This window comes from Pleomorphomonas carboxyditropha, assembly GCF_002770725.1.
In the GTDB taxonomy this organism is placed as follows: Bacteria; Pseudomonadota; Alphaproteobacteria; order Rhizobiales; family Pleomorphomonadaceae; genus Pleomorphomonas; species Pleomorphomonas carboxyditropha.
In genome coordinates, this window is the sequence record NZ_NQVN01000029.1 from 1 (window position 1) to 19,130 (window position 19,130).

Sequence of the window (19,130 nt, forward strand, 5' to 3'; positions counted from 1 at the left end):
GCAGAAAGAGGGACAGCCGATCCCAGCGGTCCCGTCCGTAGCGGGCCAGCGCCTCGGCATCGAGAGCGTCGGTCTTGGCCAGGGTGCCGAAGGAGCGGATGAAAGCCTTGACCTTCAAGGCATCCACCCGGTGACAGGCAATGCCGGCTGCCATCAGTTCGACCAGAAGGACATGCTCATGCCCGCCGGTCGGCTCGCAGACGGCGAGGTCGATCCGACCGAGGCTTTTGAGAAAGCGGCGGATGGCGGCGGCGGTATTGTCGATGACGCAAGGCTTCGGACAGGGTGAGGAGGAGCGAGCCTCAAAGACCGTCAGCGTGTCCTTGGAGACGTCGAAGCCCAGAACGATGTCGGGTGCCTTCGTCAAAGTCGGCATGGTGTGCTATCCTTCCCAAGTTGGACCACCATGAGCTTCGGATTGTTCTCGGGCGTGGGTCTGATCGGCAAGGGTCAGGCCCCGGAGGCCCCATCAACTCTCCAAGCGAATGATGGAAGATGGCAGGGAGCCTTGATGACAACGGGTGAAACCCGATCCTCGCCCGGTCGCCTGCCACCGGCCTCTCCGGGGTCGTCAAACCAGCCGGAGAGGCCGCCTCCACCTTACCCCACCGCAAACGAACAATCCCCGCGAAGGCGGGGACCTCAGGCAGGATGGGGTGGTGAGGTTGATATCGGGCTCCTCTGTTTTCTGGAGCTTGATAGGGGCCAGGGAGCTCCACTTTCCTGAGGTCCCCGCCTTCGCGGGGATGACAGGAAATGGATATAGAACAGGAGCTTAACCTGGGGGTGGTTCGCGGTTTCCGATCTGTCTCCCCTCCCTATCAAGCCGTCATCCTGGCCTTTGCCAGGATGACGGGAGAGTGATACAAAACAATCTGCTAGGTGGGCTCCCCTTCGTATAGTGCTGTCATCCTGGCGCAGGCCAGGATCTCAGGACGAGAAGGGGATGAGGGGATTATCGGGCTCCCAGGTCGGGTGGCCAAGTCTTGTAAATTTCTCGGCGAATGCCCTAGCGGATCAGCGCTTCGAATTCATCCGGCGTGATCTGCTTGGCGGCCCCCAAATTACTGGTCTCAGCTATCCACGACATCATGCGCTCGACAAGCCAGTCATCGCCGTAACGGATCAGACTGCCCCCTTCACGTATTCGGCAGCCGACGGTTTTTTCAGGCTCTGATCGCGGACAGGATATCGAGCATCACGCAGCCTGCTCGGGAAACAGCCCCGGCATCCAGCGCCCGGCGAACTTGGCCGGAAAGGCCAGCCTGAGCGGCGCCCGCGTCGATGCCGAGGACAATGCGCCCGCTTCGAGCAGTGCGGACGTAATCCGCCGCGCCGTGCGGTCGCTCGTGCCGAGGATGATTTCGACCTCCCCACGCTCGATCTGTCCCTGATAGAGCACCGCCTTCAGCACGACGTCGGATTTCTGAGGCAGCGCTCCCGCCCGCATTTCCTCTTCGGCCCAGATCAGGATGCGGTCTCGCAGCCGGTCCGGCCGCATCAGGCTTTCCATGAACTCCACCTGATCGATGCAGATGCGCAGGAAGAAGTCCGCGAAGGAGGCAAGCGCTGCCTCGCTCAACGTGCCGCGTCCGTCGCGATCGCCCTGGCGGAGGGCATCGCAGGCGGCAAGGTGGTCCTTGTAAGCTATCTCCTGCCGGGCAAGCCCGCGCGCCACCGACCAGAGGCCGCGCGTGTCGAGCGCCTTGCGCAGCATGGCATAGGACATCAGACGGGCAACGCGCCCGTTGCCATCGAGAAAGGGATGCACCCAGAGAAGTCGGTGGTGAGCACAGGCGGAGGCAAGGATCGGTTCGATCCTGCCGGGCAGGCTGTAGGCCTTGTGCATGCGTTCGAGAAAGCGCGGCACCGCGCCGGGGCTGACGGCGACGTGACGTCCGACTTCGACATAGCGCCTGCGCAGCTCGCCGGGAACAACGGGGATTTTCTCGCCCGTCTCCTTGTTCTCGACGAAAAGGAGTTCGGGCGGCAACAGCTCGCAGAACCGACGATGCAGATCGATGATCGATGCCGGAGCCGTCGGCGGCTCCGGCATGCCGTCTTCGTCGATCCACTTCTGAACGGCGACATGCGCCTTGGCTTCGAGCTGAAGGTCCCGCTTCTTCGGATCGGCGCTATAGTCGTTTCGCAGCGCCCGCTCGATGTCGACGGGGTGGGTATCGTGCCCCTCGATGAGGTTGCTGTAGTAGCAGTTCATCGCCCGCACGAGGTCGACGAGCGCCTCGGCGACCGAAGCGGGCAGACTGCTGCGAAAGGCGGCCGACTTCTCCGCGAGATCGAGCGCGAGGTCGTTCAGACCGGCGCGGGCGGGGGAGCCCTCCGAGACCATCAGCGGCTCGAACAAGCCGACCGTCTCGCCATCGTCGGGGATCGTCATCCGTCCTGCTTCCTGTCCGCTTTATTGGCCGCCGCGATCTTCACTGAAGATCCATGATTATCATATATTTACAGATTTCGCTGCGAGAAATTTTCCGCAAGGATGGCCGGTTTGTTGGCCGCCTCCGTCTGGCCACCCTCCGCTGCGAAAGCAGAGGACTTCGGGCAGGAGGGGGGTGTTGAGGGTGATATCGGGCCCCCCTGTTTCATGGAGCGTGATAGGGGCCGCTGCACCCTCTCGTCCTGAGGTCCCCGCCTTCGCGGGGATGACAGGAAAGTGATATAAAACAGATACTTGTCCTATCCGATGCGCCGTTCGGAGGCGGCGTCGAAGAACAGCATCCTTTCGAAGTCCGGCGCGAGCGTCACCCTGTCGCCGCGCCGGATGTCGAGCTGCTCGTGAAGGACGACGGTGAGCCGTTGTCCATGCATGGACACTTCGAGCTGGGTTTCCGAGCCCGTCGGTTCGACGACCTCGACCTCCGCCGGAAAGCCGGCGGGGTCGCGACGCCAGTATTGCGGGCGCATGCCGAGGATGACGTCGGTATCCGCCGGCACGCCGGGCGGAAGATGGGGGAGCGGCAGACTGAGGTCGCCGGCAACGAAGGCAGGGCCGGCGCCGGCCGCCGTCAGCCGGCCGGCGATGAAATTCATCATCGGCGAGCCGATGAAGCTGGCGACGAACATGTTGTCCGGTTCGTTGAACAGCTTGAGCGGACTGCCGATCTGCTCGACGCGTCCGGCGTTCATCACGACGATCTTGTCGGCCATCGTCATGGCCTCGACCTGATCGTGGGTGACGTAGACGGTGGTCGTTCCGAGGCTGGCCTGGAGCGACTTGATCTCGGCGCGCATGACGACGCGCAGCTTGGCGTCGAGATTGCTGAGCGGCTCGTCGAACAGAAACACCTGCGGATCGCGCACGATGGCGCGTCCCATGGCGACGCGCTGGCGCTGGCCGCCCGACAACTGGCCGGGAAAGCGGTCGAGCAGCTCGGCGAGGCCCAGCGCCTTGGCGGCGGCTTCGACCTTATGGCCGATTTCGGCTTTCGGGACGCCGCCGAGCTTGAGCGAAAAGCCCATGTTCTGGCCCACCGTCATATGCGGATAGAGCGCGTAATTCTGGAACACCATGGCGATGTTCCGCTTCTTGGGCGGCAGGTTGTTGACGACCGTGCCGCCGATGCTGAGCGTGCCGGCGGTGATGTCCTCGAGGCCGGCGATCATCCTGAGCAGCGTCGACTTGCCGCAGCCGGACGGCCCGACGAGGACGACGAAATCGCCATCGTCGATGTCGACGGAGACGCCATGGATGACTTCGAGGCTGCCATATGCCTTGACGATGTTGTCCAAACCGATCGAGGCCATGCTGAGCTCCTATCCCTTGTTGCCGCGCGTCTCGAAGGGGGCACGGAAGTCCGGCATGCGGTCCCGGCAGGAGGGGAAGGCGCCGAAGGGCTTGTGAGGTTCGGCCTGGTACCAATAGGCGACCGACGAGATCGAATCGCCGCGCCGGTTGGCATGTCCGTGCTCGATGGTCACCCGGATCCGGCGCTGGAACACGACGGGATCCTCGATGTGGAACCGGTAGACCGACACCGGGTCGGCCCAATTCGGTCCGCCGCCGGCGATGATGCCGTGATAGGGCGCGCTGTAGTCCTGGTTCGGGCACCAGGAGGTGTTGAAGTAATCTTCCGTGCCGGTGCCGTGCAGGGTCGGCGGCCACGCGTCGTTGGCGTCGGGGCTGCTCTCTGGATGCGACGGAAGTTCCGGATGTGCCTCTTCGTGGGCGATCAACGGCCGGCGGCCGGCGTCGGGCACCGATAGGCCCGGCTCGCCGTCGACGAAGATCATGTCGTCGCCTTCGCCGTACCAGTCCCAGCCGGCATGGCGGCGCAGGGAATAGACGCTGTAGGTGCAGCCGACGTAATGGCCGTGTCCGGTGGCGTCCAGGATGACGTAGTTCGCCTCGGGGGCGGTGTTGACGCCACCCAGCAGGAATTCCTCGTTGGACATGCCGGCCTGATCGGCGGCTTCGGGGCGCATCAGGCGGAATTGCGCGTGAAACCGGCCCATGTCGTCCTCGAGCCTTTCATGCAGCTCGAGGTCGACGTAGTAGTAGAACTGGACGTCGTCCTCGGCCTCGCTGGTCACCGTGAGCTTCATGTGGCTGCCGAACGGCATCGGGAAGTATGAGTTGAAGCCCTTGCCGTCCTGCGGGCTCATCTGCAGCGGCAGGCTCCAGTAATTCTGCGCCCGCGCATGCCCCATGCCGAAGAAGTCGCCGATGGGCGCTTCGATGCTCGGCTCGCTCTCGCCGTCCCAGTAGGCGCGAAGAATGATCTTGCGCAGGTAGTGCGGGCTGTCGCAGGCAATGGTCACCCAGATGTGCGTGATGATGCCGGCCCCATCGGCTTCGGCGATGGTCACGGTCTCGCCGGTCGCGACGTGAATACGGTCATCGTTGCCGCCGGTCCGGTCGTAACTGGAGAAGCGCCGGGTTTTTACCTTGCGAAGCTTGGCAAGGCCACGCAACGGTGACAGGCCGAGATTGGACATTCGAGGCTCTCCTTGGCGCAGCCTACTTGAGGCCGCTCGTTTTGATGGAATCCATGATTTGGCGCTGGAAGATCAGGAACAGGATCAGGGTCGGGGCCGCCACGACCGTCGACGCCGCCATGATGTAGTTCCAGGATGCGCTGTACTGGCCCTTGAAGGCCGAGATGCCGACCTGGACCATCCAGAGGTCCTGATCGCTGGTGATGGTCAGCGGCCACAGGAAGGCGTTCCAGTTGGTCAGGAAGAACAGGATGGCCAGCGACGACAGGAGCGGCTTGCTGAGGGGAAGGACGAGGCTCCAGTAGATGCGCCAATAGCCGGCGCCGTCGATCACCGCCGCCTCTTCCAGCTCGCGGGGGATCGACAGGTAGTACTGCCTGAGCAGGAAGATGCCGAAGGCGTTGAAAATGGCGGGAATGATCAGTCCGGCATAGGAATTCAACATGCCGAGCGTGCGCACGAGAATGAACAGGGGAACGATGATGACCGGCAACGACACCAGGAACGTCGAGAACATGGTCATGAAGATGACTTCGCGCCCCGGAAAGCGCAGCCGCGCCAACGCATAGCCCGACATGGAATGGAACAGCAGGGCGATCAGCGTGACGGACGCCGAAACCAGCAAGGTGTTGAACAGGTACCGGAGGAAGTTGACCTCGGTGAACACGTAGACGAAATTCTGGAAGGTCGGCGCCTGCGGAACGAGGGTCATGGAAAAGACTTCCGAAGGCTCTTTGAACGCCGTCGACAACATCCAGAACAGCGGGAAAACGGTCATCAGCGCCAGGATCAGCGCGACGAGCATCTGCACGCCGCGAACGATCCGGATCTGCGGCAGGCTCAAGGTCAAAACCGGCCTACTCATAGTTGAACCTCCCGCCTCTCGTGAAGACGAACAGCACGATCGTAATTCCCATCAACGCCAGGACGAGAATGGAGGCCAGAGCGCCTGCGTATCCGAAGGCGTTGTACTGGAAGGCCTGCTGGTAGATGTAGTAGATGGTCATCATCGTCGAATTGGCCGGGCCGCCGCGCGTCATGACGTAGACGAGATCGAAGGTCTGGGCGCCGGCGACGGCGGCGACCATCGACACGATCAGCACGAAGAAGCTGGTGGGCCGGAGAAGCGGCAAGGTGATGTACCAGAAGGATTGCAGCGGGCCGGCGCCGTCGATGCGGGCGGCCTCGTAATATTCGCTCGGGATGTCCTGCAGGCCACCGAGGAAGATGAGCATGTAGAAGCCCATCAGGAACCAGACGCTGACGAAGATGACGGCGAACAGCGCCAGTTGCGGATCGCCGAGAAAGGAAAAGCTGCCGAGCCCCAGCGCCGAGACCAGCCTCGGGATCACGCCGATCTTGTCGACGGCCAGCACCTGCCAGACCAGCGCCACCACGACCAGGCTGACCATCTGGGGCATGAAGAAGAGGCAGCGCATCAGGCCGTTGAAGGCATTGGTCCGCTTGACCAGCAGCGCCAGGCCGAGCCCGCTGACGTAGAGCGCCGGCACCAGCCAGAGCACGTATGTCGCCGTCACCCGGAAGCTCTTCCAGAACAGGGGATCGGCGGCAAGCCGCTGGTAGTTCCCGATGCCGACGAAACGGTAGCCGCCGAAGCCGTCGACGTCGAAGAAGGCCATGGCCAGCGCCAGTATCATCGGAACGCCGATGAAGACGAGCAGGCCGAGGGCATCGGGCAGGACGAAAAAGTAACCGGCGATGGCCTCGCGCTGGCGCGAGGTCAGGCCGGCGGCGGCGGGAATACCCGCCGCCACCCGATTTGAAGCTGTCCTTGCCATCTCAGAGGATCCGCGCCCCGGAGTATCCGGCGAAGAAGGCATCGAGTTGCTGGGACGCCGCTTCGGCGACCGCCGCCGGATCCTGGCCGCCGAGCATGGTCTCCTGGATGGCGTCGGAGATGATCTTGTAGACTTCCGGCGGCACGCGCGGCTCGGCGCGGGTGCCGGGATAGATCTCCTTGGAGAACTTGCCCATGTTGCCGGCGAGGAAGGCGTCGCCGCCGGCCTGAAGCGCCGACTGGCGCGGCGGCATGTCGGACTTGGCGACCGTGCACCAGTTGACCACGCGATCGATCGAGCCCTTGTCCATGGAGGCGAGCGCCCAGGCGCAGAACTCACCGGCGGCATCGGGGTTGCTGCCGTGGGCGTTGGCCACGAAGGCCCAGCCGCCGCCGACCGTCACGTATTTGCCGCCCTTGGGAATCGGCAGCCTGAAGATGCCGTAGGGCATGTTCGGCGCGTTGCTGTTCATCTCGGCGATGGCCCAGATGCCGACGTTCTGGATGGCGGCAAAGCCCGAACCGAGATTGGCCGCGGCCGCGAAGCCGCCGCCGCCGAGCACCTGGCGTGGCGCGACGCCGGTCTTGACCGCATCCTGCCAGAACTTGAGCGCCTCCACGGTGGCCGGCGAGTTGAACGCCGACTTGCCGTCGGCGCCCTGGAACTCGCCGCCGCCCTGCCACAGGAACGGATACCAGGTGAAGTTCTGGTAGTAGCCGGGGTTGGTGTCGAACAGCACACCGTAGCGCTTGTCGGTCGTCAGCTTGCCGGCGACCTCCAAGAGCTCGTCCCAGGTGGTCGGCACGTCGTTCTCGTTGAGGCCGGCTTCCTCGAAGGCCTTGATCGAGTAGAACATGGCCATCGGCTCGACTTCCATGGGAATGCCGAAGATCTTGTCGTCGACCTTGCGGTTGGCGATGACGCTTTCCGGGAAGTCGGCCTGCGCCTGGGCATCGATGTAGGGCGTCAGGTCCTGCAGGACGCCGCCGTTGTAGTATCTCAGGAAGTCGCCGGGGCTGACGATGAAGATGTCCGGCCCTTGCCCCGACGCGAAGGCGGTGGAGAGCTTGGTGCCGTTCATGTAGTCGCTGTTCGGCACGTATTCGAGTTCGATCTTCTGGTCGTGGCTGGCGTTCCAGCCGGCGACCGCGTCCTCGAACCACTTGGACTGCGCCGGCACGTCGCCGCCCGGCGCGTAGAATTGCCAGAACTTGAGCGGCGCTCCCGCCGCAAAAGAATAGCGCGTGTTGATGAAGGGCATCGCCAGTGCGCCCAGACCTGCGCCGACCTGCAGGATCCGACGGCGCGAAACGCAGATCTCGTTCTCTGTGTTGCTTGTGCTTCTGGTCACTTTTTCCTCCCAGTTACCAGCCCCACGCGCCTTCTCCCTAGTGAAGACTAGGCAGTATCGAATGCTTGCAGAAAACAGGGTACCGTGAACTTGCGTGGTGGTTCGTCTAGCCCGTTCAGGCGTTGATGCAGCATGGAAACGGCTCGCCTCCCCAGCTCCGCCGGACTGTTGCCGACCGTCGTCAGGCGCGGCCGCACGTCCTCCAACTGGGCGACCTGATCGAAGGTGGCGACCGCGATATCCTCGGGAATGCGGATGCCGCGGTCGTAGCATTCGGTCAGCGCGCCGATGGCCATCAGGGAGTTGGCGAAGAACACCGCGCTCGGCATATCGCCGCCGTGCTCCTCGCACAGCCAGGCCACGGCGGCGCGTCCCGACGGCTGCAGATAGGTTCCCTCCCGCAAAAGAGCGCGATCAAGCGGATGGCCGGCCTTGGCAAGCGCGTCGGCAAAGCCCCTGATGCGCCTGTCGGCCTCCCGGAAGCTGGCGGGGCCGCTGACGACGGCGATGCGCGTGTGTCCCCTGGACAGCAGGTGCTCGGCCATCTGGGCGGCGCCGTCGTAGTCGTCCAGCTCGACCACATCGACGATCGGCTCCGGCAGCGAGCCGATGAAGACGGTTGGCGTGGTCAGTTCCCGCAGCCGGTCGAGCATGCCGTGCAGCGCGAAATCGCCGACGATCAGGCCGTCGACGCCGCGCTGGCTGATCTGCCGCAAGTATTGGTCGCCATGCGCCTGGGAACGCCCGCCGGGCACGTCGGTGTTGAAGATCAGCGCATCGAGACCAAGTTGCTCGAGCGCCCCCTGAACGACTTTGACCAGTTCGGTATAGAAGGGGTTGAGGATATCCGGGATGAGCACCGCGATCACATTGGTCCGTCCGGTCCTGAGACTGCGGGCTTGCGAATTGGGCAGATAGCCAAGCTCGGCGATGGCGGCCGACACTTTTGCCCTCAACTGCGGCGACACACGCTCGGCATGATTGATCACATGCGAGACGGTGGTCCGCGACACCCCGGCCAGCTCTGCAACTTTCGAAATCGTCGTCATGCGTTTTCAGTACCATGTTGCAAATCGATTTGCAAATCGATTTGCAATCGGTCCAACAATGGGCGCCGTCTTGCGGGCCGATGTCGGGGACGGTGGCGCCGGCCTCAGCCCCGGCCGAACCAGAAGTCCAGCTCGCGCAGGCGGCGCTTGTCGTAGGGGGTGGCGGGGTCGGCGATCTGCCATTTGTCGTCGTCGGCGAGGCCGGACCAGCGGGGCTTGCCGTCCTGCTTCTGGACCGACTGCCGCCAGCGATATTGGGCGTAGATCTCCATGATCTTGCCGGCGTAGCGGCTGGCCAGCGCGCCGTTGCCCTCGACGATCAGGAAGTTCTCGTCGTTGACGCCGCTCGCCCTGGGGCCGAGGTTGTGCGAGCCGGTCATCACCACGGGCTTGTCGCCGTAGGGGTCGATCACCACCACCTTGCTGTGGACCATGGCGTGCGACTTCGGCAGCTTCAGGAGTTCCTTTTTCCAGTATTTCAGCGGGCCGGGAATGGCCGCCGGCAGCACCACGTCGGCGTTGGCTTCGATGCGCTCGCCGCGATTGAACAGCACCACCGGGTTCTTGTCGGTGCCGGGGTTCTGGTTGACCACGCCCTGGATGTAGAGGTCCGGCTTGTAGTGGGGGCTGCCGGGCGAAGCGAGCTCGATGATGTCGTTGAGCAGCGTGCCGCGCGGGCCGGGGTTGAACATCAGGAACAGGATGCCGTGTTGCGCCGCGGCGATCAGCGCGCCGGCCTGTTCGAGATCGAGGCCGCCGCGCAAGGGCGTGAACCACAGCGTGGTGCGCTTGTCGGCCTTTCGCGGCGTGCCGTTGGCGGTGGCGAGCGCGTTGGGCGTGGCGTCGCCGGCGTCGGCCAGCGCCTGCCACTGGTCGAGATAGAAGCGGGCGAGGGCAGGATTGCGGATCAGCACGGCGTTGTTGGCCTGGGTGCAGAGGCCGGTCTTCGTCCAGTTGGTGCTGCCGGTCCAGACGGCGAGCGGCTTTTTGTCGGCGTCGCAGAGGACGAGGAACTTGTTGTGGGCGAGCGCCCGGGGCGCGCTCATCCGGTCGTGCAGGTCCGCGCCGCCGAGCGCCTCGCGGGCGTCGGCGTTCTCGTCCTCGCCCTTCTTCTTGACGCTGCCGTTGCCGAGCACGATATGCGCCCGCTTTTTCAGCGCCTTGAGGAGGGGCACGAGCTCGGGATCGTCGAGCTCGAACAGGGCGGCGTAGACGTGCGCCTTGGTGCCGGCCGCCTCGGTCAGCAGGCGCACCAGCTCGTCGCGGATGGCGCCGGCGAGGAAGCGCCGGATGCGGCTCTCCGGGGTGGCGATCTCCTTTTCGAGCTTGCGCGACGGCTTCTCGTCGGGCAGCAGGCGGGCCAGCCACTGGCTGGCGACGATGCCGCGATTGAAGAAGCAGGAGGCGCCGCCGTCGGTCTCGGCGCCGATGGCGACGGGAGCGCTCCAGCCGGAGGCCTGATCCACCGCCTCGGTCAGTGCCGTTGCCGGGCCGACCATGGGGATGACGCGATAGGCCACCTCGTCGCCGGGAGCGACGGCGAAGTCCGACCAGAGATATTTCTGGATCGGCCACTCGGTGGTGGGCCGGCGCGTGCCCTCCGCCACCGCCGGGCCGTCGGCGAAGCCGACCCAGCTCGCGACGATCTCCTCGCGGAAGCCGTCGGCGTCGGTTTCGGTGATGGTGTTGGGGCTGGTGGCGCTGCCGGGCGCCCGCCTGATCCGCCGCCGCAAGGCAAAGCCGCGGCATTCGGCGACAAAGGGAGATGACCAGGCGATGAAGGCGCTATCCACGCCGGCATGCACGACAAGTTCGATGCCCATGATTGCCCCCGTTGACGCGCATCTGGTCGAGCCGGGCTTCGGGGTTCCATCCGATGAGGCATGCAGGAAGACGCTCGATGATGCGCGCTGACCCCTCAATCACGCGATCATACATCAAGGGAACGACAACCAAAAGTATTTGCTGGCCGGGCGGTCCCGGGCGCGCCGCCCCGCCCTTGTCACTGCATGATATTGTCGGCGCGGACCGCCTGGTCGGGCGGCATCGGGAAGCCGGCCTTCTTCAGCTCGGCGCGCGCCTCCTGGCTCGCCATGGAGAGCAGATAGGCGATGAACGGCAGGTCGCCGCGCTGGGCCTGCTGCGACATCTGCTCGGCGAAGGTCGCGATGTGGTGGAGCGTTTCCACCGGGGTTCTCTGGAGATTGGACATCTGCGATCTCCTTTGCATCGGGAAGTCGCCGGCAGACGCCCGGCGGCCATCGGGTAACAAACCGTTCGTGGCGGGCAAGGTTCCCCGGGGCAAGGAAACGTGATCGGTTGGATGCTCTCGGAGCGGGGAATCGCTTGCTCGTGGGACAGCGGCCGGAGAGCTTGCGGGGGATCGGAGGCGCGCTATATCGGCCGCTCGCTCTATCCTGCCCGAGGTCCTACGCCTGCGCGTAGGATGACAGAATTATATATAGGAAACAATTATATGGGTCGTTTCTGGGTGGTCGTCCCTTGGGGTGAACAGGTCGCCATCCTGGGTAGGAAATGGCAGGGTTATACACGTGAAGGCAGATATATGGGTCGTCACCTTAAGCGGAGAGCGACTTAAGTGGGGTGGCGGAATTATATAATAGAAACAAATAGATAATCTATCTATAGGTTGTCATCCTACGCGAAGGCGTAGGACCTCGGGCAGAAAAAGGCGAGGGGTGGATATCGGGCGCCGTCGCGTCGGGTGATCTGGGTGGTTCCTTTTCATCCCCTCGACGTCTGTCCCCGAACAGCATCGGGGAGTACCGCATGCGCGGCATTGACGGGCGGCGCGGTTCAAGGGACTTTCGGGGGCCGCGCGACCGGAGGCCCCATGGACGCCACGCCGCTGTTTCTCCTGACCTCGCTCGCCCTGGTCGGCAGCCCCGGACCCAACACGCTGAGCCTCGCCGCGCTGGGGGCGGCCTTCGGCACGCGTCGCGGCGTGCCCTACATGATCGGGCTCGACCTCGGCATGGTCGTGGTGGTGGCGCTGGTCGGCTCCGGCCTCTGGGCGGTGATCCTGTCCTACCCCGGCATCGCGCCGGTGGTGACGCTGGCGGCCAGCGCCTACCTGCTCTACCTCGCCTTCCGGATCGCCACGGCGCCGCCCATGGGGGCCGCCGAAGCGCCGGGCCGCGAACCCGGCCTTTCGGCGGGGGTGATGCTGTCGCTGACCAACCCCAAGGCCTATGTGGCGGTGGCGGCGGTGGTGTCGCGCTACACCCTGATGCCGGGGCGGCCGGTGGCCGACGAGGTGCTGAAGGGGGCTCTGCTGCTCGTCCTGATCGCCGCCGTCAACGTCGCTTGGCTGGCCGCCGGCTCACTGCTCGCCCGCGCCGTGACCAACCCGCGGGTGGGGCGGCTCGTGAACCTCGGCTTTGCGGCGCTGCTGGTGGTGTCGGTGCTGGCGGCGTTCCTTTAGGTGGATGCGCCCGGTGGAGAGATTGCTCTATATTCGCCGCGCGCTCTGTCCTGCCCGAGGTCCTATGCCTTCGCATAGGAAGACGGAATTATATATAGGAAACAATTACATAGATCGTCCCTCCTCAGGCAGTGAGCGACAGAGTTATATAAGCGGATGCAGGTATAGGTTGTCATCCTGCGCGCAGGCGCAGGACCTCGGGCCGAAAAGGGCGAGGGGCCGATATCCGCCGCCGCCGCCTCGCTCACGCCCCCTGTTCCGCCGTGCGCTGCGGGCAGGCGGGGAGGGGCAGGGCGAGCGACAGAAGCGACAGGGCGATGATGAAGGCGCCGAACAGGGTGGCCGTTTCGATCAGGCCGGCGTGGCGGACCGCGTAGCCGGCGACCATCGCCGGCAGGGCGTTGGCGAGGTAGCTTTCGAAGTAGAAGGCCGATATCAGCCCGGCGCGCTGCCCGGCCGTCACCCTGGCGACGATGCTGCGCAGGGCGCCGAGGAAGCCGGCGCCGAAGCCGATGCCGGAGATCGGCGCGCCGGCCATCAGCAGGACGGGCTGGCGCAGGTAGGCGCCGGCAAGGATGGCGGCGGTTCCGGCGGCGATCGTCAGGCCGCCGACCGTCAGCCCGGCGCTGGCCGGCCGGTTGCGGAAGGCGAGGATGGCGACGGCGCCGGCAAAGGTCAGCGCGGCGACCGCGCCGCCGCCGAGCCAGGTGGAGGCGCCGCCGGAGATGTCGCGGATCAGCGACGGCATCAGCGACAGGAAGAAGCCGCCGAGCGCCCAGATGGCGACGTTGAGCGGGGCGACGCGCCAGAAGGCCTTGCGGGCGGCCGGCGGCACCTCGATGCGCGGGCGCGGCGACCATTTGCCGGCCGACAGCGACGGCGCCGTCTCGGGCGATCGCAGGCTGCGCAGCAATTGCACCAGGAAGACGGCGGCGAGCAGACCATAGACTAGGCGCAACGGGGCGGGCGCGACCCCGGCCAGCAGGCCGGAGCCCAGCGCGCCGACGCCCATGCCGATCATCGGGGCGATGGAGTTGATGGTGGCGCCGGCCTTGTGGTCGAGGTCGAGCAGGGCGGCGGCCAGCGCCGTGGTGGCCAGACCGGTCGCCGCCCCCTGGACGAGGCGCGCCGCGACCAGCCAGGCGCTGTCCCGCGCCAGGAGAAACGCCGCCATGGCCAGCATCTCGAGGGCGAGCGCCAGCAGGATGACCGGCCGCCGCCCGACATGGCTGGAGAGCGAACCGAGGAACAGCAGCGACATCAGCAGCGCGCCGGCATAGACGGCGAACACCACGGCGATCGTCAGGGCGGAGAAGCCCCAGGCCGCCTGGTAGAGCGGGTAGAGCGGCGTCGGCGCGCTGGAGGCGGCGAGGAAGGCGATGAGGGTGACGGCGTGCAGCGCCAGCCCCGAGCGCTTGCCGGTGGCGGCGGCGACGATATCCGGGCGGGTGGCCATGGCTATGGTTCCGTGATAAAAGCAAAGAGTTTGCGTTTATACGGCAGGAGGCCGGTAAAAGCAAATATTTTGCTTTAGTGGCGGCCGAGGGACCGCGACTGGTCGGGACATGGATCAAAAACAACAGGATAACGGCAAGGGGCCCCAGGCGGCGCCACGGCCCGGCGGCCGCGCCGCCCGCATCCAGGCGGCGATCTTCAAGGCGGTGGAGGAGCTGAAGCGGCAAGGCGACGCGGCCGATCTCACCGTGCCGGCCATCGCGGCGCGGGCCGGGGTGACGCCGTCGACCATCTACCGGCGCTGGGGCACGCTGGCCGAACTGCTGTCCGACGTGGCGGTCAAGCAATTGCGCCCCGACGCCGAGCCGGCGGACAGCGGCGACTGGCGGGCCGATCTCAAGGGCTGGCTCGAGCAATATGCCGAGGAGATGGCCTCCGAGCCCGGCCGCGCCATGCTGCGCGAGGTGCTCGGCGCCGACCGGCTGGAAAACGCCGGCGTCTGCTCGGCTTATACCTCCAGGCAGCTCGACATCATCCGGGCGCGGGCGCTGGCCCGCGGCGACAGGCCGCCCGACACGGCGGTGCTGATGGACCGGGTGATCGCGCCGGTGATCTACCGCATCCTGTTCAGCCGCGCGACCCCGGACGCGGCGTATGTGGCGGGGCTGATCGAGGAGGTGCTGGGGGAGGATGGCGAATAGGGTGCGGTATGCCTTCAAGAGGAGAGGCGAACGGAGTGGGAGAGACCTATATCTGCCGCTCGTTCCATTCTGCCCGAGGTCCTATGCCTTCGCATAGGATGACAAATTTATATATAGGAAACAGCCGGATAGCGCATCGCTCTCCATCCTTGCCTCCCCTCCCCATAGGGTGTCATTCCTGTGCGAAGGCATAGGACCTCGGGCCGGAAGGGGCGAGGGGTGGATATAGGGCTGGAGCGGCCGGGGGCGGAGCATCCCGGCCGGCGCCGTCCGTAGTTCACTTGTCCGCCTGCGCCGCGTAGTCGCTCGCCAGCTTGTCGAGGAACACGAACAGCGCCGCGTTCATCGCGGTGTAGTCGTTGCGGCGCAGGGCGTCGGGCTGCTGGACGTATGTGTGGGCGGCGAGGGTGGCGAGTTCCGTCTCCGAGGCGGCGATCAGCAGTTCGACCACCTCGGGCGTGAATTCCATGTGACACTGGAAGCCGTAGACCAGCTTGCCGTATTCGACGATCTGGCGCGGGCAGCCGTCGCTTTTGGCGATCAGCACGGCGTCGGGCGTCAGGCCCGGCATGTCGGAATGCCAGTGGCCGACCTCCAGCGTCGGGCCGAAATGGGCGAACTTGTCGTTGGCGAGGCCTGATGGCGTCAGGGTGATCGGGAACTTGCCGATCTCCTTCTCGGGGCTGTGCTGGTGCGGCGCGCCGAGCGCCTCGCCGATCAGCTGCGAGCCGAGGCAGACGCCGACGACCGCCTTGCCGGCGGCGATCGCCCTGGCGATCAGCGCCTTCTCGGCCGCCGCGTCGAAATGCGGGCATTCGGCGGTGGTGGTGGCCGGCGACTGCGGGCCGCCCATCACCACCAGCAGGTCGATGCCGTCGAGCGAGGCCGGCAGCGCCTCTCCCGCATAGACGCGCGAGTAGCCGACCGTGTGGCCGCGGCTCGCCGCCCAGGTTTCATAGGCGCCGGGGGCCTCGAAGGACTCGTGGACGACGAAGTGGATGCGCATGGCTTGGGTTCCTTGTTCGGCGGATGCGAAAAAGCCTCGCGGACGGCTGTCGGCGAGGCTTGGCGGGGGCTGGTCTTGCGGATTTAACGGAGAGCTTGTCCCGGAACCGCAAAAGGCTCAGCGCGCACGTCGGCCGACGCCGGCGGACCGGGTTGTTGTTGCGCGTCGAGGGAAGCCCGGGAAGCGGTCATGGGCGATGATATTCCCGGAATCCGGGCGGCCGTCAAGGCGCTCAGTACATGATCCGCGTGTCGTCTTCCGATCTGGACTTCAGGTAGACGAAGCCGACGGACTGCACCAGCATGGCGATGAGGCTTTTGAGCTTGTCGCGCACGGCAAGCATGCTGAACAGGGCCAGGAAGCAGGGAATGTTGCCGAGGCGGAAGCCCAGCCGATAGTGCCGCCGCGCCAGGTCGAGGTTGGGCGCCACGCCCTTTCCCCATCTGTAGCCCTGGGCGACGATGAACTGGGTGGGGCCGAACTTGCAGTCGCCGAACGAGGCAAACTCGCCGTCGCCCCGCCGGAACAGCAATTTGCAGATGTTGTAGTGGTAGAAGTTCTCGTCGACGGGGCGCAACGCCGCGAAGAGCGCGATGGCCTCGTCCTTGCCGAATTCCGTCTCGCGGCCCCTGAGCCTGTCCCACGCCTGGGCCGCGAGCCGCCGCGCTTCACAGGAGATCACGTAGTTGCGCACCAATTTCCGAACTCTTCTCGCGAGGCGCCGTCACGGCGGGGGCTGCGCCTCCCTGCGTTCCGGGCTCAACCGGAAGCGGTCGGACAGGCCAACTTAAGGTAGCTCAAATACAATCGAGATACAATTCGGCTGGAGGACGCATAAGGTATTGTCCCGCCGGAAGGGCGAGGTGCATAATCGGCGGCACGTGTCGAAAAGAGGGGCGGGGCGAAAGCCGCCGGGAGCCAGAATGCATCTGCGAACGCAGCGGAAACCCCGTCGTGGCGGCCTTGGCGGCGGCATCAGGTGGGCGCTGGCATGGACCGCCGTGGCCCTCATCGCCGCCCCGCTCGTCGGGTCGTTCATCGACAGGCACGGCCGGTAGGGCGCCGGTTTGCGCCGCAGGCGATATCATGCGCATAATGGATGCGCATGACCATGAGGGCCGTTATGTCGACTTCGCAATCCACCCGCAAGGCGACCAACCTGTCGCTGGATGCCGACCTCGTCCGGCAGGCGCGCGCCCTCGGCGTGAACATCTCCCAGGCGGCCGAGGCGGGCGTGCGGCGCGCGGTTGCCGAAGCGCGGGCCGAACAATGGCGCCGCGACAATGCCGCGGCGCTGGCCAGCTCCAACCGCTGGGTGGAGGAAAACGGCCTGCCGCTCGAGCGCCATCGGCAGTTCTGATGGCCCGGTTCGATGTCTTCAAGAATCCGGACGGCAACGGCTTCCTGCTGGATGTCCAGGCCAACCTTCTCGACGGCCTCAATACCCGCGTCGTCGTGCCTCTGCTGCCGGCGTCTTCGGCGCCGCTGCCGGCCAGGCGGCTCAATCCCATCTTCGACATCGAAGCCGAGCCGCACGTCATGGTCACGCAATTCATGGCGGCAGTGCGGGTGACGCTCCTGAAAGCGCCGGTCGCAAGCCTTGCCGGCCATGATGTCGAGATCGGCAATGCCCTGGACATGGTGTTCGTCGGGTTTTGAGGGGGAGGCAGGCCGATATCGGCCGCGCGCCTCATCCTGCCCGAGGTCCTATGCCTTCGCATAGGATGACAATTGATAGATATGCTATCTAGCTGTTCCACATATATAATTCTGTCATCCTGCGCGCAGGCGCAGGACCTCGGGCCGGAAGGGGCGAGGGGCGGATATAGGTGCCCGCGGACCGTTGGCGATCGGCCGAATACGGTGGCTCACGCCCGCTTCAGCCGCTCCACCTCCTCCGGATGGCGATCGAGCAGGCGGAACAGGTTGACGACGGCCGGCGCGGGAACTACCTTTCCCGTCTCGTAGCGCGAGAAGGCGTTGTGGCCGCCGCCGGTGAGCCGGGAGGCTTCCACCTGGTTGAGCTTCAGCTTCTTGCGGATGCGACGCAGCTCCTCGCCGGCCGCCCGGCGCGCCGCCAGCACCAGCGCGTCGCCGGCCGCCGCGTAGCGTTCGGCGCTTTCGGCGTCATATTCGATCTCGCCGCAGGCCGGACAGCGGAAGCCGGAGAGGCTCTCGACCTCGGCCGTGGCGCCGCGATAGTCGACCCGATGCGTCTCGCCCGAAAACGGCACCATCTCCGCGCCGGCATCGCAGCCAAGGCAAATTCGGCTCATGGATCCAACTCCTTGAACTGGATGACCGGCGCGCCATCGGCCCTGAGCGTCAGCTTGACGTAGGCTTGTCCGGCCGGCGTGTCGGCATGGTAGACATCCTGCCAGACGGCGCTGTCGGCATGGGTGGTCATCGACTTGTAGAGGCGGCGCGGGGTGAGCCGACAGACCGCCTCGATCATTTCCGAAACGGTGAGGCCCATCCGTCTGCCGCCATCGAGCGCTGTTTTGGTGAAGGCTGCCGCCCGGTGTTGCCGGACGAGGACGACGACCGCCGACAGATCATAATGGGCTGTCCGCTTCTCCATATGAGGATATTACCCTTTGAGGGTAGAAGTTCAAGGGCGAGCCAGTTTGTCAAACGGTTTGGTCGTTTCCTGTTGGCTTTGTCCCCTCGGGCAGGATTGCTTGGGCGAAGGGCGTTCAAAAACCCATCACCTGATCTGCGATGGTTCGCCTTGCCCGACCTGAGAGGAGGCCGATATCGGCCGCGCGCCTCATTCTGCCCGAGGTCCTATGCCTTCGCATAGGATGACAATCTATAGATAGGACAACCCATAGATAGGATGACGATCTATTGTTCTGATTCCTATATATAATTCTGGCATCCTGCGCGAAGGCATAGGACCTCAGGCCGAAAAGGGCGAGGGGCGGATATAGGGCGCCGTTGAGCTGCCGATGCCGCTGTGACGCGGCTAACCCGCCGCGTTGCGACGTGACAAAACGCAGCCGACGGTCGGCTCGATGGAACCGGTAAGGCCTCTCCCGAATTTGCTTAGGGTGGTAGGTATTTATCGGGGGGAATTTTTCGGTCTCTCCGCCCTCTGTTAGGGAGAACATCCATGACGCTCGGCACAATCCTGGTGATCGTCCTCATCCTGGTGCTTCTCGGCGCATTGCCGACCTGGTCGTACAGCTCGCGGTGGGGTTACGGCCCCAGCGGCGGCCTCGGACTGATCCTGCTGATCATCATCATCCTGATGTTGATGGGACGGATCTAGCGCCTGGCTGTCCGGCGTTCGAGACGACCGGAAATGCCCGAATTTCTGCGCCGCCGCGACGGAAACCCCGCCGCGGCGGCGCCGTGTTGAAAGC

The 19,130-nt window shown here is 65.1% G+C and carries 20 protein-coding genes; 5 read left to right on the forward strand and 15 right to left on the reverse strand.

Annotated features, from left to right (window positions below; genetic code table 11):
• The 10 genes from CJ014_RS24435 to CJ014_RS24480 all read right to left on the reverse strand — a co-directional run.
• Positions 1-376 (reverse strand): IS110 family transposase (locus CJ014_RS24435; protein WP_165790978.1); only part of this gene is annotated, 376 nt, incomplete at its 3' end.
• Between the two features lie 822 nt (positions 377-1,198).
• A complete protein-coding gene (locus CJ014_RS24440) occupies positions 1,199-2,398 on the reverse strand; it encodes a Fic family protein (RefSeq protein WP_100083124.1) in 1,200 nt (399 codons plus the stop codon).
• A 299-nt stretch (positions 2,399-2,697) separates the two neighbouring features.
• Positions 2,698-3,765 carry an ABC transporter ATP-binding protein gene (locus CJ014_RS24445; protein ID WP_100083125.1) on the reverse strand — a complete coding sequence of 356 codons (1,068 nt, stop codon included), beginning with the start codon at positions 3,763-3,765 and terminating at the stop codon, positions 2,698-2,700.
• A 9-nt stretch (positions 3,766-3,774) separates the two neighbouring features.
• Positions 3,775-4,956, reverse strand: a complete 1,182-nt coding sequence (locus tag CJ014_RS24450) for a glycoside hydrolase family 172 protein (RefSeq protein WP_100083126.1) — start codon at positions 4,954-4,956, stop codon at positions 3,775-3,777.
• 22 nt (positions 4,957-4,978) lie between these two features.
• Positions 4,979-5,821: a carbohydrate ABC transporter permease gene (locus CJ014_RS24455; RefSeq protein ID WP_100083127.1), complete on the reverse strand. Its 843-nt coding sequence runs from the start codon at positions 5,819-5,821 to the stop codon at positions 4,979-4,981.
• The gene (locus CJ014_RS24460; RefSeq protein WP_100083128.1) at positions 5,814-6,755 is read right to left on the reverse strand and encodes a carbohydrate ABC transporter permease; all 942 of its coding nucleotides are present in this window, start codon (positions 6,753-6,755) and stop codon (positions 5,814-5,816) included. Before CJ014_RS24460 ends, CJ014_RS24455 begins: the two co-directional genes overlap by 8 nt.
• A 1-nt stretch (position 6,756) precedes the next feature.
• A complete protein-coding gene (locus tag CJ014_RS24465) occupies positions 6,757-8,106 on the reverse strand; it encodes an ABC transporter substrate-binding protein (protein ID WP_245427622.1) in 1,350 nt (449 codons plus the stop codon).
• A 47-nt stretch (positions 8,107-8,153) separates the two neighbouring features.
• Positions 8,154-9,155, reverse strand: coding sequence for a LacI family DNA-binding transcriptional regulator (locus CJ014_RS24470; RefSeq protein WP_100083129.1), 1,002 nt, complete (start codon positions 9,153-9,155; stop codon positions 8,154-8,156).
• A 104-nt stretch (positions 9,156-9,259) separates the two neighbouring features.
• The gene (locus tag CJ014_RS24475) at positions 9,260-10,978 is read right to left on the reverse strand and encodes a phospholipase D-like domain-containing protein (protein WP_100083130.1); all 1,719 of its coding nucleotides are present in this window, start codon (positions 10,976-10,978) and stop codon (positions 9,260-9,262) included.
• Between the two features lie 179 nt (positions 10,979-11,157).
• Positions 11,158-11,367: a hypothetical protein gene (locus CJ014_RS24480; protein WP_100083131.1), complete on the reverse strand. Its 210-nt coding sequence runs from the start codon at positions 11,365-11,367 to the stop codon at positions 11,158-11,160.
• 642 nt (positions 11,368-12,009) lie between these two features.
• Here CJ014_RS24480 and CJ014_RS24485 point away from each other — a divergent pair.
• Complete coding sequence (locus CJ014_RS24485; protein WP_100083132.1) at positions 12,010-12,600, forward strand: LysE family translocator; 591 nt, start codon at positions 12,010-12,012, stop codon at positions 12,598-12,600.
• 244 nt (positions 12,601-12,844) lie between these two features.
• Here CJ014_RS24485 and CJ014_RS24490 read toward each other — a convergent pair whose 3' ends face one another.
• Entirely contained in the window at positions 12,845-14,056 is a 1,212-nt protein-coding gene (locus CJ014_RS24490; RefSeq protein ID WP_100083133.1) for an MFS transporter, read from the reverse strand.
• 109 nt (positions 14,057-14,165) lie between these two features.
• Between CJ014_RS24490 and CJ014_RS24495 the strand changes: the two genes are divergently transcribed.
• On the forward strand, positions 14,166-14,756 hold the full coding sequence (locus CJ014_RS24495; RefSeq protein ID WP_100083134.1) for a TetR/AcrR family transcriptional regulator: 591 nt from the start codon (positions 14,166-14,168) through the stop codon (positions 14,754-14,756).
• A gap of 277 nt (positions 14,757-15,033) precedes the next feature.
• Here the strand turns inward: CJ014_RS24495 and CJ014_RS24500 are convergent, their stop codons facing one another.
• Positions 15,034-15,762: a type 1 glutamine amidotransferase gene (locus tag CJ014_RS24500; RefSeq protein WP_100083135.1), complete on the reverse strand. Its 729-nt coding sequence runs from the start codon at positions 15,760-15,762 to the stop codon at positions 15,034-15,036.
• A 232-nt stretch (positions 15,763-15,994) separates the two neighbouring features.
• Entirely contained in the window at positions 15,995-16,456 is a 462-nt protein-coding gene (locus tag CJ014_RS24505; protein ID WP_133121932.1) for a hypothetical protein, read from the reverse strand.
• A gap of 429 nt (positions 16,457-16,885) precedes the next feature.
• On the opposite strand from CJ014_RS24505, the gene CJ014_RS24510 reads away from it, so the two are divergent.
• The gene (locus CJ014_RS24510) at positions 16,886-17,122 is read left to right on the forward strand and encodes a type II toxin-antitoxin system CcdA family antitoxin (protein WP_207765854.1); all 237 of its coding nucleotides are present in this window, start codon (positions 16,886-16,888) and stop codon (positions 17,120-17,122) included.
• The gene (locus CJ014_RS24515) at positions 17,122-17,421 is read left to right on the forward strand and encodes a CcdB family protein (RefSeq protein WP_100083137.1); all 300 of its coding nucleotides are present in this window, start codon (positions 17,122-17,124) and stop codon (positions 17,419-17,421) included. Before CJ014_RS24510 ends, CJ014_RS24515 begins: the two co-directional genes overlap by 1 nt.
• A gap of 209 nt (positions 17,422-17,630) precedes the next feature.
• Here the strand turns inward: CJ014_RS24515 and CJ014_RS24520 are convergent, their stop codons facing one another.
• Positions 17,631-18,038 (reverse strand): type II toxin-antitoxin system MqsA family antitoxin, encoded by a 408-nt coding sequence (locus CJ014_RS24520; protein ID WP_100083138.1) that lies wholly within the window; start codon positions 18,036-18,038, stop codon positions 17,631-17,633.
• The gene (locus CJ014_RS24525; RefSeq protein WP_100083139.1) at positions 18,035-18,343 is read right to left on the reverse strand and encodes a type II toxin-antitoxin system MqsR family toxin; all 309 of its coding nucleotides are present in this window, start codon (positions 18,341-18,343) and stop codon (positions 18,035-18,037) included. Before CJ014_RS24525 ends, CJ014_RS24520 begins: the two co-directional genes overlap by 4 nt.
• A 534-nt stretch (positions 18,344-18,877) precedes the next feature.
• On the opposite strand from CJ014_RS24525, the gene CJ014_RS24530 reads away from it, so the two are divergent.
• Positions 18,878-19,036, forward strand: coding sequence for a DUF3309 family protein (locus tag CJ014_RS24530; RefSeq protein ID WP_100083140.1), 159 nt, complete (start codon positions 18,878-18,880; stop codon positions 19,034-19,036).
• Positions 19,037-19,130: the final 94 nt, after the last annotated feature.

Bases quoted from the DNA above. Each gene is read 5' to 3' on its own strand.
- CJ014_RS24510 (WP_207765854.1), top strand. From the start codon at position 16,886: ATGTCGACTTCGCAATCCACCCGCAAGGCGACCAACCTGTCGCTGGAT.
- CJ014_RS24490 (WP_100083133.1), bottom strand. From the start codon at position 14,056: ATGGCCACCCGCCCGGATATCGTCGCCGCCGCCACCGGCAAGCGCTCG.
- CJ014_RS24515 (WP_100083137.1), top strand. From the start codon at position 17,122: ATGGCCCGGTTCGATGTCTTCAAGAATCCGGACGGCAACGGCTTCCTG.
- CJ014_RS24455 (WP_100083127.1), bottom strand. From the start codon at position 5,821: ATGAGTAGGCCGGTTTTGACCTTGAGCCTGCCGCAGATCCGGATCGTT.
- CJ014_RS24450 (WP_100083126.1), bottom strand. From the start codon at position 4,956: ATGTCCAATCTCGGCCTGTCACCGTTGCGTGGCCTTGCCAAGCTTCGC.
- CJ014_RS24460 (WP_100083128.1), bottom strand. From the start codon at position 6,755: ATGGCAAGGACAGCTTCAAATCGGGTGGCGGCGGGTATTCCCGCCGCC.
- CJ014_RS24520 (WP_100083138.1), bottom strand. From the start codon at position 18,038: ATGAGCCGAATTTGCCTTGGCTGCGATGCCGGCGCGGAGATGGTGCCG.
- CJ014_RS24440 (WP_100083124.1), bottom strand. From the start codon at position 2,398: ATGACGATCCCCGACGATGGCGAGACGGTCGGCTTGTTCGAGCCGCTG.
- CJ014_RS24495 (WP_100083134.1), top strand. From the start codon at position 14,166: ATGGATCAAAAACAACAGGATAACGGCAAGGGGCCCCAGGCGGCGCCA.
- CJ014_RS24525 (WP_100083139.1), bottom strand. From the start codon at position 18,343: ATGGAGAAGCGGACAGCCCATTATGATCTGTCGGCGGTCGTCGTCCTC.
- CJ014_RS24530 (WP_100083140.1), top strand. From the start codon at position 18,878: ATGACGCTCGGCACAATCCTGGTGATCGTCCTCATCCTGGTGCTTCTC.
- CJ014_RS24500 (WP_100083135.1), bottom strand. From the start codon at position 15,762: ATGCGCATCCACTTCGTCGTCCACGAGTCCTTCGAGGCCCCCGGCGCC.
- CJ014_RS24485 (WP_100083132.1), top strand. From the start codon at position 12,010: ATGGACGCCACGCCGCTGTTTCTCCTGACCTCGCTCGCCCTGGTCGGC.
- CJ014_RS24480 (WP_100083131.1), bottom strand. From the start codon at position 11,367: ATGTCCAATCTCCAGAGAACCCCGGTGGAAACGCTCCACCACATCGCG.
- CJ014_RS24470 (WP_100083129.1), bottom strand. From the start codon at position 9,155: ATGACGACGATTTCGAAAGTTGCAGAGCTGGCCGGGGTGTCGCGGACC.
- CJ014_RS24475 (WP_100083130.1), bottom strand. From the start codon at position 10,978: ATGGGCATCGAACTTGTCGTGCATGCCGGCGTGGATAGCGCCTTCATC.
- CJ014_RS24445 (WP_100083125.1), bottom strand. From the start codon at position 3,765: ATGGCCTCGATCGGTTTGGACAACATCGTCAAGGCATATGGCAGCCTC.